General features: G+C 71.4%; 11 protein-coding genes. 3 read left to right on the top strand and 8 right to left on the bottom strand.

What is annotated here, in order from left to right; genetic code table 11:
- Positions 1-400: 400 nt before the first annotated feature.
- Positions 401-3010 (bottom strand): ABC transporter permease/substrate binding protein, encoded by a 2610-nt coding sequence (locus tag ACZ64A_RS29350; protein WP_469814585.1) that lies wholly within the window; start codon positions 3008-3010, stop codon positions 401-403.
- Complete coding sequence (locus ACZ64A_RS29345) at positions 3003-4094, bottom strand: quaternary amine ABC transporter ATP-binding protein (RefSeq protein WP_469814583.1); 1092 nt, start codon at positions 4092-4094, stop codon at positions 3003-3005. The genes ACZ64A_RS29350 and ACZ64A_RS29345 overlap by 8 nt, the downstream gene beginning before the upstream one ends.
- Positions 4095-4329: 235 nt before the next feature.
- On the opposite strand from ACZ64A_RS29345, the gene ACZ64A_RS29340 reads away from it, so the two are divergent.
- Both ACZ64A_RS29340 and ACZ64A_RS29335 read left to right on the top strand, forming a co-directional pair.
- Entirely contained in the window at positions 4330-5250 is a 921-nt protein-coding gene (locus tag ACZ64A_RS29340) for a 5'-3' exonuclease (protein ID WP_469814581.1), read from the top strand.
- A 65-nt stretch (positions 5251-5315) separates the two neighbouring features.
- Positions 5316-6158 carry a siderophore-interacting protein gene (locus ACZ64A_RS29335; protein ID WP_469814579.1) on the top strand — a complete coding sequence of 281 codons (843 nt, stop codon included), beginning with the start codon at positions 5316-5318 and terminating at the stop codon, positions 6156-6158.
- Positions 6159-6407: 249 nt separating this feature from the next.
- Here ACZ64A_RS29335 and ACZ64A_RS29330 read toward each other — a convergent pair whose 3' ends face one another.
- Complete coding sequence (locus ACZ64A_RS29330; RefSeq protein WP_469814578.1) at positions 6408-6989, bottom strand: GNAT family N-acetyltransferase; 582 nt, start codon at positions 6987-6989, stop codon at positions 6408-6410.
- Between the two features lie 80 nt (positions 6990-7069).
- Here ACZ64A_RS29330 and ACZ64A_RS29325 point away from each other — a divergent pair, with 80 nt between their 5' ends.
- Positions 7070-8017, top strand: a complete 948-nt coding sequence (locus ACZ64A_RS29325) for an RluA family pseudouridine synthase (protein ID WP_469814576.1) — start codon at positions 7070-7072, stop codon at positions 8015-8017.
- 18 nt (positions 8018-8035) lie between these two features.
- On the opposite strand, the gene ACZ64A_RS29320 is transcribed toward ACZ64A_RS29325, so the two are convergent.
- Genes ACZ64A_RS29320 through ACZ64A_RS29300 form a run of 5 tightly spaced genes read right to left on the bottom strand, consistent with a single transcriptional unit; the run spans position 8036 to position 12627 of the window.
- On the bottom strand, positions 8036-9583 hold the full coding sequence (locus tag ACZ64A_RS29320; protein WP_469814574.1) for a cytochrome P450: 1548 nt from the start codon (positions 9581-9583) through the stop codon (positions 8036-8038).
- Between the two features lie 42 nt (positions 9584-9625).
- On the bottom strand, positions 9626-10246 hold the full coding sequence (locus ACZ64A_RS29315; RefSeq protein WP_469814573.1) for a GTP-binding protein: 621 nt from the start codon (positions 10244-10246) through the stop codon (positions 9626-9628).
- Positions 10227-10637, bottom strand: coding sequence for a DUF742 domain-containing protein (locus ACZ64A_RS29310; RefSeq protein WP_469814572.1), 411 nt, complete (start codon positions 10635-10637; stop codon positions 10227-10229). Before ACZ64A_RS29310 ends, ACZ64A_RS29315 begins: the two co-directional genes overlap by 20 nt.
- Entirely contained in the window at positions 10634-11041 is a 408-nt protein-coding gene (locus ACZ64A_RS29305) for a roadblock/LC7 domain-containing protein (protein ID WP_361625431.1), read from the bottom strand. Before ACZ64A_RS29305 ends, ACZ64A_RS29310 begins: the two co-directional genes overlap by 4 nt.
- Positions 11038-12627, bottom strand: coding sequence for a sensor histidine kinase (locus tag ACZ64A_RS29300; RefSeq protein WP_469814569.1), 1590 nt, complete (start codon positions 12625-12627; stop codon positions 11038-11040). Before ACZ64A_RS29300 ends, ACZ64A_RS29305 begins: the two co-directional genes overlap by 4 nt.
- Positions 12628-13182 lie beyond the last annotated feature (555 nt).

Below are 13182 nucleotides of genomic sequence, written 5' to 3'. Positions count from 1 at the left end.
CGTCGTCCCGGTCGTCGCGCCGCTCGGTGTGTCCGGGCCGGCGGGTGCGGTCCTGCTTGAGTTCTCTGCACCCTACGCATGTTCGGCAAACCGTTTCATGCGGCCGTCACAACGAAGACACACGGGGTGGGTTCCGACCTGTTGGTTCTCGCCAGTGGATCACCTGCCCGGGCGGTCGGCTGAGGGGGCGTTCGGCGTACCGCGATGCCCGTGTCATGTTCAATGCGGCGGCTCTCCCGGGTGTTCCCGTATCCGGCAGCCGGGTTCTGGTGGTGGCATGGCGCTGTGTGGTTGGCCGGATCTTTTCGGAGCGGGCGGACATGACCCGAGGGGTGGGCCCTCCCACGCGGTCAGGTGGCGTGGGTGGCCCACCCCTCGGGGGTGCGGTCGCAGTGGCCTGCTACTGCGGGGTCATGCGCTCGGCCACCTCCGGGTGCTGCTTCAGCCAGGCGGCGACGGCGTCGTCCTCGTGGCCCTGGCCACGCTGGTTGATCTCGGCCTCGAGACCGCCGAGCTCCGCCTCGCTCATCCGGAAGTTCTTGATCCAGCGGGTGAGCTGCGGGTACTGCTCGGGGAACTTCTCGCCCGCGATCGTCCGGATGGTGTTGCCCTCGCCGAAGAGCTTCTCGGGGTCCTTCAGCTTGGTCAGGTGGTACTGGCTGTACGCCCAGTGCGGCGACCACAGGACGACGGCGACCGGCTGCTTCTTGGCGTAGGCGCGCTTGAGCTCGGCGAGCATCGCCGGGGTGGAGCCGTCGACGACCTTGTACTCCTTGTCCAGGCCGTAGCCCGGCAGCACCTTCGTCTTCAGCAGGTTCATCTCGCCGGTGCCGGGCTCGATGCCGATGATCTTCCCGCCGAACGCGCCCCCCTTGCCCTTGAGGTCCTGGAGCGAGCTCACGCCCTTGACGTAGGACGGCACGGCGATCTCCAGCGAGGTCGGCCGGTACCAGGTGCCGAGGTCCTTGAGGCGGTCCTTGCTCTTGTCCCAGTAGTTCCCTTGCGCGTACGGCAGCCAGGCGTCGAAGTTGAGGTCCAGGTCCCCCGAGGCGAGGCCGGTGTAGACCGGGCCGACGTCCATCTGCTTCAGGTTCAGCTGGTAGCCGCGCCGCTCCAGGACGTTCTTCCACAGGTGGGTGACGGCGATGTCCTCGTCCCAGGGGAACCAGGCGACGTCGACCGGCCGCTTGGCCTCGGCGGCGGCCTGGGTCTTGCCGACCGGAGCGAACTTGTCCACGAGACCCGGGTTGCTCTTCAGCCAGGCGCGCACGGCGTCCTGCTGCTTGCCCTTGCCCGCCTTGGTGATGCCGGCCTCGAGGCTGGTCAGCTGCTTCTCGTCCAGCTTGAAGCCCTTCAGCCACTTGGCGAGGACCGGGTTGTCGCCCGCGAAGCCCTTGCGGGCCAGGGTGTGCAGCCCGTCGCCCTTGCCCCAGGCGCCCTTGGGGTCCGCCAGCTTCTTCAGCCGGTAGTCGTTGTACGCCCAGTGCGGCGACCAGAGCGGGACGACGATCGGTTCCTTCTTGCTGTAGGCGCGCTTGAGCTCGGCCAGCATGGCCGGGGTGGAGCTGTCGACGACCTTGTACTCCTTGTCCAGGCCGTACTCCTTGAGGACCTTGCTCTTGAGCAGGGCCATCTCGCCGGCGCTGGACTCGATGCCGGTGATCTTCCCGCCGAACTCGCCGGCCTTGCCCTTGAGGTCGGCGAGCGTGTTGACGTCCTTCATGTACGCCGGAACGGTCAGCTCGAGAGACGTCGGGCCGTACCAGCTGCCCAGGTCGTCGATCCGCGAGCCGTACTTCTTCCAGTACTGCGCGTGGGTGGTCGGCAGCCAGGCGTCGGTCTGGAAGTCGACGGTGCCCGAGGCGAGGGACGTGTAGAGCGGGCCGGCGTCGAGCTGCTTGGCCTCGACCTGGTAGCCGCGCTGTTCGAGGATCTCCTTCCACAGGTAGGTGGAGGCGATGCCCTCGTCCCAGGGGATGTAGCCGATGGTGATCTTCTTGCCCTGGCCGATGTTCTCGCCGTCGGCGACGGCCGTGGCGGCGCCCTTGCCGCCGAAGACGCCCATGCCGCCGGCGACCAGGCCGAGGATGACGACGCCGATGACCGCGATCTGCGGACGGGGCCGGTAGGACCAGATCTTCAGGCCGCCCGCGGCACGCGCGCGTGCGGCGGTGCGCCGGCCCAGCGGGGAGACCTGGGTGCCGAGCGCGCTCGTCATGCGGTCGAGGTAGATCGCGAGGATCACGATCGCCACGCCCGCCTCGGAGCCGAGGCCCACGTTGAGCTGGCCGATGGCCTCGTTGACGTCGCCGCCGAGGCCGCCGGTGCCGACCATGCCGGCGATCGCGGCCATCGACAGGCCGAGCATGATGACCTGGTTGACGCCGGCCATGACGGTGGGCAGCGCCAGCGGCAGCTGGACCCGCAGCAGCGTGCTGCGCGGCGTGGTGCCGAACGCCTCGGCGGCCTCCACCAGTTCCTTGTCGACCTGGCGGATGCCCAGCTCGGTCATCCGTACTCCGGGGGCGAGCGCGAAGATCAGGGTGGCGACGATGCCGGCGGAGGCGCCGGTGCCGAAGAACAGGATCGCCGGGATGAGGTAGATCATCGCGGGCAGCGTCTGCATGAAGTCCAGCACCGGCCGCACCAGGGAGCTGACCCGGTCCGAGCGGGCGGCCCAGATGCCCACCGGCACCGAGATCACCAGCGCGATCAGCGTGGCGACGAGCACCAGCGACAGGGTCACCATCGCGTCGTCCCACAGCTGGAGGGAGTCGATGAAGGCGAAGCCCGCGAAGGTGAGCACCCCGGCGAGGGTGCCGCGCAGCCAGAAGGCGAGCACGGCGAGGATGCCGGCGAGCAGCAGCGGCTGGGGCGCCTGGAGGACGGCGTCGATGGCGTCGTAGGCGCCGGTGAAGACGGTCTTGAAGAAGTCGAAGAGCCAGGAGACGTGGTTCAGGAGCCAGTCGACCGCGTCGTTGACCCAGGTGCCGAGCGGGATCCTAGGCACGGGCCATCACCTTCTCCCCGCCCTTGTCCCGGCGGTCGTCGCAGGTGCCCGGGGCGCCCTCCTCGTCGCCGAGGAAGCCGACCAGACGCCGGCGCGGTACGACGCCGACGAGCGTGCCCTCGGCGTCGAGGACGGCGACGGGGTGCGCTGCGCGGGCGCTGAGCGCGCACAGCTCGGTGAACGGCGTGTCGGGCGTCGCGGTCGCGCAGCCGCAGTCGGCCTCGTCGCCGCGCAGTCCGTCGGTGTCCATGACGGCGCCGGCGGTGACCACGCGGGAGCGGTCGACGTCCTGGATGAAGGAGGCGACGTAGTCGTTCGCGGGGCGCAGCAGGATGTCCTCGGCGGTGCCGTTCTGGACGATGCGGCCGTCGCGCATGACGGCGATGCGGTCGCCCAGGCGCATGGCCTCGTTGAGGTCGTGGGTGATGAAGACGATGGTCTTCTTCAGGGTGCGCTGCAGTTCCAGGAGCTGGTCCTGCATGTCGCGGCGGATCAGCGGGTCCAGGGCGCTGAAGGACTCGTCCATCAGCAGCAGGTCGGCGTCGGTGGCGAGGGCCCGGGCGAGGCCGACGCGCTGCTGCATGCCGCCGGACAGCTCGTCGGGCCAGGAGTCCTCCCAGCCGGCCAGGCCGCACAGCGCGAGTGCCTCGGCGGCGCGCTCGTTCCGCTCGGCGCGGGGCACTCCCTGGACGGCGAGGCCGTAGGCGGCGTTCTCGCGGACACTGCGGTGCGGGAAGAGCGCGAAGTGCTGGAAGACCATGCTGATCTTGTTGGCGCGCACGGCGCGCAGTTCGTTGCCGCCGAGCGAGGTCAGGTCCTGGCCGTCGAAGAGGACGCGGCCGGCGGTGGGTTCCAGCAGGCCGTTCAGCATGCGCAGGAGGGTGGACTTGCCGGAGCCGGACAGGCCCATGACGACGAAGATCTGGCCGGGGTCCACGGTGAAGGACGCGTCGATGACGGCGGCCGTGGTGCCGTCCGCGCGCAGCTCCTCACGGTCGGCTCCCGCACGGAGCCGTTCCACCGCCTGATCTTGTCGTCTGCCGAACACCTTGTAGAGGTGCTCGGCCTGAAGCCTGGCTGACACGCGGACCTTCTCTTCTCGACGGCAGGGAAGGGAGCGAGGAGGTCACACGCACCACACAAAGGTTGAACGCGCAACCGGCATCGCTCCGAAGGCGCGCCTCCCCTCTTTCCTCTCAGGCAAACGCACAAGTGGGCCACGTCACTGAGGAGCGCAACGCGTTGCACCCTGCGCGCCGGGCGGTCCGTGCCGGTGGCGCCGGGCGGCCGCTGTCGGTGCCGTACGGCATGATGCGAGCGTGACCGGACGACTGATGCTCCTCGACACCGCCTCGCTGTACTTCCGCGCCTACTTCGGCGTCCCGGACTCCGTGAAGGCCCCGGACGGCACGCCGGTGAACGCCGTGCGCGGACTGCTCGACTTCATCGACCGCCTCGTCAAGGACCACCGGCCGGCGCACCTGGTGGCCTGCATGGACGCCGACTGGCGGCCGCAGTGGCGGGTCGAGCTGATCCCCTCCTACAAGGCGCACCGCGTCGCCGAGGAGCACGAGAGCGGCCCCGACGAGGAAGAGGTGCCCGACACCCTGTCGCCCCAGGTGCCGGTCATCGAGGCGGTCCTCGACGCGCTCGGCATCGCCCGCGTCGGAGTCGCGGGGTACGAGGCGGACGACGTCATCGGCACCTTCACCGCCCGCGCGAAGGGACCGGTCGACATCGTCACCGGCGACCGGGACCTGTACCAGCTGGTCGACGACGCCCGGGACGTGCGCGTGCTGTACCCGCTCAAGGGCGTCGGCACCCTGCAGATGACCGACGAGGCGCTGCTGCGCGAGAAGTATGGCGTCGACGGCAGGGGGTACGCGGATCTGGCGCTGCTGCGCGGCGACCCGAGCGACGGCCTGCCCGGCGTGGCCGGGGTCGGCGAGAAGACGGCGGCCAAGCTGCTGGCCGAGTTCGGCGACCTGGCCGGGATCCTGGCGGCCGTGGACGACCCGCGCGCCAAGCTCACGCCGGCCCAGCGCAAGCGGCTCACCGAGGCGAAGCCGTATCTGGCGGTGGCGCCGAAGGTGGTCCGGGTCGCCGACGACGTCCCGCTGCCGGACGTCGACACGGCGCTGCCGCACGCCCCGCGCGACGCGGCGGCACTTCAGGAGCTGGCAGGGCGCTGGGGGCTGGGCGGGTCCCTGCAGCGGCTGCTGACCACGTTGGCGGAGTGACAGGTGTTCACCCGAACGAGGTGCTAGCTTAGGTAAGCCTAAGCATGGGGAACAGGGAGGCCGTCATGGCAGAACGTCCGGGACGCAAGCCGCGCAGGGTGCACTCCGCGCGCGTCGTCCGCACCGACCGGCTCACCCCGCACATGCAGCGCGTGGTGCTCGGCGGCGAGGGCCTCGCCGCCTTCGAGGCGGACACCTGCACCGACCACTATGTGAAGCTGCTCTTCCCGGCGGACGGCGTGACCTACCCCGAGCCCTTCGACATGGAGCGCGTGCGCGAGGAGTTCCCGCGCGAGCAGTGGCCGGTGACCCGGACGTACACCGTGCGCTCCTGGGACGCCGAACACCGCGAGCTGACCCTGGACTTCGTGATCCACGGCGACGAGGGCCTCGCGGGCCCGTGGGCGATGCGCGTGCAGCCCGGCGAGACCGTCCGTTTCATGGGCCCCGGCGGCGCGTACGCCCCCGACCCGGCCGCCGACTGGCATCTGCTCGCCGGTGACGAGAGCGCGCTGCCCGCCATCGCGGCCGCCCTGGAGGCGCTGCCCGACGGCGCCGTGGCGCACGCCTTCATCGAGGTCGCCGGGCCCGAGGAGGAGCAGAAGATCGACTCCGACGTGGACGTCGTCTGGCTGCACCGCGGCGAGCGCCCCGTCGGCGAGCTGCTCGTGGAGGCCGTGCGCGCGCTCGAGTTCCCCGAGGGCAGGGTGCACGCCTTCGTGCACGGCGAGGCGGCCTGCGTGAAGGAGCTGCGCCGGCTGCTGCGCGTGGAGCTCGGCATCCCGCGCGAGGACCTGTCGATCTCCGGCTACTGGCGCCTCGGCCACAACGAGGACGGCTGGCAGGCCTCCAAGCGCGAGTGGAACGCCCGCGTGGAGGCCGAGCAGGAGAGCACCCCCGCCGCCTGAACGACGGCGGAGGAGGCCGACCGGGACGACATCGGCCGTGCATCACGGCCGCCGGGACCGGTCCTCGACCACGGCCGCCGAGACCGGCCCCGAACGACGGCCGCCGGAGCCGGCCCTCGGCCACGACCGGCGAGACCAGTCCTGAACGCCAGCCGTCGGGGGCCGGCCCTCGGCCACGACCGCCGAGGCCCGCCCCGAACGACCGCCGCCGGGGCCGGGCACCGGCCACGACCGCCGGGTTCGGGTCCGTCAGTCGCCGCGTACGCGTGCGTGCAGGTGCATGTCGTGCCAGCCGTCCGGGTGCAGCAGGGCCCGCCGCTTGGTCCCCTCCAGCGCGAAACGGGCCTTGGCCGCCACCCGGCAGGAGGCCGCATTGCCGACGGAGTGCAGCAGCTCCAGGCGTTCGAACCCGATCTCGTCCAGGGCCCAGCGGGCCAGCGCGGTCGCCGCACGGGCGGCGACGCCCCGGCCCCGCGCCGCCGCGTGCGTCCAGTAGGCGACCTCGGCGACGCCGTCCAGCAGCTCGATCTGACGCAGCCCCACCCGGCCGAGCAGCCGGTCGTCCCCCGCGTCGGCGACGGCCCACTGCGCCGTGCGCTCCCCCGCCCAGGCCCGCTGCCACTCGGCGATCCAGCCGCGCACCTCCTCCTCTGAGTCGGCGGAGCGGATGTGCCACTGGTGGATCACCGGGTCCTGGAAGGCCTCGTACACGGCGGGCGCGTCCTCGGTGCGCCACGGGCGCAGCACCAGGCCGTCACCGGTGGGGATCGTGGGCTGGGGGGTACGGGAGAGGGTGCCGGCGGGCAGCACCGGCTGCGTCAGATCAGGCATGATCGCCATCCTGCCCACGCGCTCCCCCGACGGCCCAGCGGTTTTCCCCGGCCGGCGCCGCCCTCGTACCCTGGCCTGCGATGAGACGTCGTAACCCGCCCCCGCCCTCGCCGCTTCCCCAGCTCGACGGAGTGGACCCGGTGCGGGTACGGCTGCCCGCGACGGGGTCGTGGGCCACCGTCCGGGAGTACCTGGTCGCGCGGCTCACCGGGGCGGGCCCCGGGGTGCTGGAGGCGCTGTTCGATGCCGGTCTGATCGTCGCCGCCGACGGACGGCCGGTGGCGCCGGACGCGCCGTACACCCCCGGGATGTACGTGTGGTTCCACCGGGAGCTCGCCCCGGAGGCATCGGTGCCGTTCCCGGTCGACGTCGTCTACCGCGACGAGCACATCGTCGTCGCCGACAAGCCGCACTTCCTGGCCACCACCCCGCGCGGCAGCCATGTCACCGAGACCGCCCTGGCCCGGCTGCGCCGCGACCTGGGCATCGAGGCGCTGACCGCCGCGCACCGGCTGGACCGGCTCACGGCCGGGCTGGTGCTGTTCACGGTGCGCCCCGAGGAGCGCGGCGCCTACCAGACCCTGTTCCGCGACCGGCGGGTGCGCAAGGTCTACGAGGCGATCGCGCCGTGCGACCCGGCGCCGGAGCTGCCGGTGACCGTGCGCAGCCGGATCGTGAAGGAGCGCGGGGTGCTCACCGCGCGGGAGGTGCCCGGCGAACCGAACGCGGTCAGCCGCATCGAGCTGGCCGAGCGGCGCGGCGGCCTCGGCCGGTACCGGCTGGTGCCCGCCACCGGTCAGACGCACCAGCTGCGGGTGCACATGAACACGCTCGGTGTGCCGATCCTCGGCGATCCGCTCTACCCGCGGGTCGCCGCCCCCGTCCCGGCCGGTGACTTCCGCCGCCCGCTGCAACTGCTCGCGCGGGAGCTGGAGTTCACCGATCCGGTCACGGGGGCGGAGCACCGCTTCCGCAGCGGCCGTACCCTCGCGGCCTGGACGTCGTACGACGCCTGGGCGGCCGTATAGCCCTTGCGGGCCGGGCGGTCAGTGCCCGCGCCACCAGCGCACCAGACGCTGCCACACCCCGCGCGGCCGGGCCGGGTCCGCCGGCGGCACCGGAGGCTGCCCGTACGACGGCCCGGCGGCGGGCGCCTGCTGGGGCGGCCCGAGGGGCGGCGCCGGCACGGCCGTGGCCGCCGCAGCGGGCGCGGACGGGACGGTCGCGGGCTGCGGCGGGGGCGCGGTCACCTGCCACACCGGCGGACGCTGCGGCTGCGGCTGCCCGTGCAGGCTCGGCGCGGCCTTCACGTCCTGCTGTGCCTTGGGGTCGAACCGCACCGGCAGCTCGACCAGGTGCCGGGAGGCGATCGACTCGGTCCAGCGCAGGTCGTCCTCGTCGCAGTCGAGCTGCACATCGGGCAGCCGCATCAGCAGCGCGTCCACACCGGCGTCGGCGATGGCACGGCCGATGTCCTGACCGGGGCACTCGTGCGGTCCGCCGCCGAAGGCGAGGTGGGAGCGGTTGCCCTGCATGTTGGCGCTCAGGTCGGGCCGCACCCGCGGGTCGATGTTGCCGGCGGCGGGCGCGAACAGCAGCCCGTCACCCTTGCGGATGCGCTGGCCGCCCAGTTCGGTGTCCTGCTTGGCGTAGTACGCGAAGACCGTGCTGAACGGCGGCTCGTCCCACAGGGACTGCTCCACCGCCTCCGGCACGGTCATCTGCCCGCCGTTGAGCTTGGCGTAGAAACGGTCGTCGGTGATGACCATGAGCAGCACGTTGGCGAGCAGGTTGGCGGTGGCCTCGTAGGCCGCCATGAGGACCAGCCACAGGTGCTTGGTGACCTCGTCGTCCGTGAGCCCGGCGGGGTGACGGATCAACTGGCTGGCGAAGTCGTGCTGGGGCTCGGCCCGGCGGCGCGCGGTGAGGCGCTGCAGCACTTCCATGACGTAGGCATGGCTGGCGATGGCGGTCTCGGTGCCGCGGAGCATGTCACGGGCGGCCTGCACGATCCGGCCGTTGTACTCCTCGGCCATGCCGAAGATCTCGCACATCACCGCCATCGGCAGGTGCTCGGCGAACTGGCCGACGAGATCCGCCTCGCCGCTCTCGCAGAAGCTGTTGACGAGGATCTGCGTGTACCGGGTGATGTGGCGGCGCAGACTGCGGTGGTCGATGGTCGTCATGGCACCGGTGACCGCGCCGCGCAGCCGCAAGTGCTCGTCGCCCTCGGCGTAGGAGCAGATGGGCTCCCAGGCGATGTGCGGCATCAGCGGGTGGTCCGGCTTGACCATGCCCTCGTTCAGCGGCGTCCAGATACGGCTGTCGCGGCAGAACTGTCCCGGTGAGCGGACGAGCTGGAGGTTCTCGGCATGGCCGAGGACCACCCACATCGGGACGTCCTCGGGCAGCAGGACGGGCGCCACCGGCCCGTACTCCTCCCGCAGGTGCTCGTACAGCTCGCCCAGGTCATCGACTCCGGGGCCGTACAGCCGGTGCAGCCCGCCGGGTCCCTTGGCGTGGGCGGGGCAACCGGGAGGCGGACTCAGGGCGGGATCGTCCGTGCCGGTCGTGGACAGGGATTCAGGCGTCACGGGGTCGCTCCGGTGAAGGGGTTTCGCGTAGGGGCAGGGGCGTCAGACGAGCCGGCCGGCCGCCGACAGACCGGTCAGGAACCGCATCAGGGTCAGCAGGACGTCACGGCTGGAGGCACGCCGGCGGGCGTCGCACTCGAGGATCGGGATCCCCGGCACGAGGTCGAGGGCCTGCCGCAGGTCCTCGACGGGGTAACGGGGCGCGTCCGGGAAGGTGTTGACGGCGACCACGAACGGCACGCCGCGCTCCTCCAGCCGGCCCATGACCTCGTAACTGACCTCCAGGCGGCGGGTGTCGAGCAGGACGACCGCACCCAGGGCGCCCTGGAACAGCCGGTCCCACAGGAACCAGAAGCGCTCCTGGCCGGGCGTGCCGAACAGGTACAGCACCACCTCGTCGGAGACACGGATACGGCCGAAGTCCATCGCCACGGTGGTGGCGGTCTTGGTCTCGGAGCCGAAGTTGTCGTCGACGCCGACACCCGCCTGGGTCATGGTCTCCTCGGTGGTCAGCGGTTTGATCTCGCTGACCGAGCCGACCATGGTGGTCTTGCCGACACCGAAGCCGCCCACGATCACGATCTTCGCCGCCGCCTGGGTGGACTGCGGCAGATGATCTTCCGCCCGTGGGCCGGGAAGGGTGTCAGAGCCTTTCAAGTCCATGCATCACCGCTTCGAGAAGGGATCGGTCGGGCAGCTGCTGGCGGACGATCGGGGCGCGCGCGTGCACCAGCTCGGCGGCCAGCATCTCCGTGAGCAGCGCGGTCATCGCGCTGAACGGCAGCTGCAGATAGGCCGAGAGTTCGGCCACGGACAGGGGGGCGGCACACAGCCGGAGCACGGCGGTCTGCTCGGGGGTGGCGGACGACGGCGGGTCGGCGTGCGCCACGATCAGCGTGACCAGGTCGAGCTTGGCCCGGTCGCCCTCGGCGCCCGTGATGATGTAGAGCCGCTCGGGTGCCTTCTTGTCACCCTCCTGCTGCGCCGGCCGGGGCGGCGGCAGCGGCGGGGACGGTTCCTTGCGCTGTCGCCTCTGGCGCTGCGGAGGCGTCATACGGTCTGCCCGTTGCGCCGGGGCGGACTGGTCAGGTGCTCCCCGATGCGCAGCACCAGGTCGCGCATGTAGTGGCTCATCGCGCCGGGTTCGCAGCGGATGTCGGAGAGCACCGCGAGGTAGGCGTTGGCGCCGGCGGCCATCAGATAGAAGTAGCCGCGGTCGAGTTCGACGACGACCAGCTTCATCTCGCCGCTGCTCGCGGGCAGTTCCTGGGCAACGGCACCGGCCAGGCTCTGCAGGCCCGCGCAGGCGGCGGCGACACGGTCGGCGGCGTCGGGGTCGCCGCTGTAGCGGGCGATGCGCAGGCCGTCGGCGGACAGCACCACGATCATCTCGATGCCCGGAACGCTGTCGTAGAGTTCCTTGAGCATCCAGTCGAAGTTCTGTCGCTGCTGGATCACGTCAGATCCCCTTCGTCGTCGCCCTCGGGGCGGGCCTTGTCGTTGAGCAGGTAGCTGAACGCGCTGGGGTTGCGCGTGAACTCGGTGGGGTGGGTGCCGGGCGGCAGGTCCTTCTTCAGCCCGTCCCAGAACGCCTCGACCCACATGCCGGGGGCCGGCTCGTCCTTGACCGGCTCCGGTTCGGTGCGGGACTGCGCCCAGACGGTGGCCTCGCGCTCGCGTGCCTCCCGCTCCTCACGCTCCAGGCGGTCCTGCTCGGCGTACTGCTGGGCCCGCAGCTCGGTGATCGGGATGACGGCCTTGCTGCGCCGCTGCGGCAGGCCCTTCTCGGTCCACTCGGTGACCACGGGGACGTCGTCTTCCAGCGACAGGTTCTCCGGGATGCGCGGGTTGGTCGGGCGGCGCTTCTTGGGCGGGCGCTTGGGGCCCTCGGCCACGTCGGGGCCGATCGCGGGCAGGGAGGTGGCGCCGACGCCGTGCGCGAAGCCGGGCGCCGGATGGCTGGTGAGCATGGCGCTCGGCACGATCAGTACGGCGCGGACGCCGCCGTAGGCGGAGGAGCGCAGCGAGATCTGCATGTCGTGCGCCGTGCACAGGCGGCCGACGACCGCGAGGCCCAGGCGGGGCGCCTCGCCCAGGATGTTCAGGTCGACGCCGGCCATGGCCCGCTGCAGGATGCCCTCGAGGCGGGCGCGGGACTCCTCGGTGAGGCTGACGCCGGCGTCCTCGATCTCGATGGCGACACCGCTCTGCACCTCGGTGGCGGTGACGTGGACCTTGGTCTGCGGCGGCGAGTAACGGGTGGCGTTGTCGAGCAGCTCGGCGCAGGCGTGGATGACCGGCTCGACGGAGATGCCGCGGACGTTGACCTTGGCGATGTTGTCGAGCGAGATGCGGCGGTACTCCAGGATGCGTGACATGGCGCCGCGCAGCACGCTGTACAGCGGCACGGGTTCGGGCCACTGGCGGCCGGGGCGGCCGCCGCCGAGGACGGAGACGGAGTCGGCGAGGCGGCCGATCAGCGAGGTGCCGTGGTCGATGCGCAGCAGGTCGTCGAAGACCTCGGGGCTGCGGCCGTGGTCCTCCTCCATCTCCCGCAGTTCCTTGAACTGCTGGTGGACGATGGCCTGGACGCGGCGGGCGACGCTGACGAAGGCGCGCTGCTGGGAGTCGCGCAGGTTCTCCTCGTGGTCGAGGATGCGCAGCACGGAGAGGATGACCTCGCGGCCGGCCTCGCGCAGCCCACGAAAGCGCGCATCACCGTCGAGGATGTCGCGGGTCGTGTCGAAGAGTGAATTCCCGCGGCGCAGATATTCGACGGCGACCGGCAGGAGTTCGAACGCGAGGCGGTGGTTGTCCGCGTCATGGGTCGCGAGGCGCTGTTCCAGATACGCGGTGTGACGGGCGTGCTCGACCTGCTGGACCCGCAGTCGGCGGCCGCGGCGGCGCGCTTCGGCGGCCGTCAGGGCGACGAGGACGGTGGCGATGCCGCCGCACACGGCCACGGCCGGCCGGGCCGGTTCGGCGACCAGGGCGACGGCGGCCCCGGTCGCCGCGGCCATCGCTATGACGGGCAGCAACAGCACGCCGGCCAAGGGGAGTTCACGGCCACGAGGAGGGGATTGGACGCTCACCATGCAGGTCCTTGAATCTAAGGAGTTTTAGGGAAGAAAAGAGCTTCGGGGAACAAACGCACGAATACGCCTCAACTCGGTGCGCTGCGGGCGAGCTTAGTCCGAGCGGATCATCGCCGGGTCATGTTCGGGAAGCCGCTGAATTCCCTCCCGTACCAGGAGTACGCTCGGTGCCATTTGCACGCAGTGGATCTGCTCGTACACGATGCGTGACGACGTACGGGCGTGCGACATCACTCACCGCAACGGATGAGATGCCGTCAACCGGACGGGCACCCCGACCGGGGCGAGGGACACCGTCAACGAGACCGGACCCACGGCCGGGACGCGTGACACCGTCAACCTGACCCGGACCCCGACCCGGACGAGGGACACCGTCAACCCGACCCTGACCCCGACCGGCGCGAGGGACACCGTCAACCCGGACCTGACCCCGGGGCGAGGGACACCGTCGACGAGACGGGCCGACCGGCGTGGCGCAGGGGTGCCGCCAAACCTGACGGGCCC

This window comes from Streptomyces sp. NPDC104814, from assembly GCF_055583185.1.
Note: the sequence above shows the minus strand (reverse complement) of the source record. Positions and strands in the feature narration are given on the sequence as shown.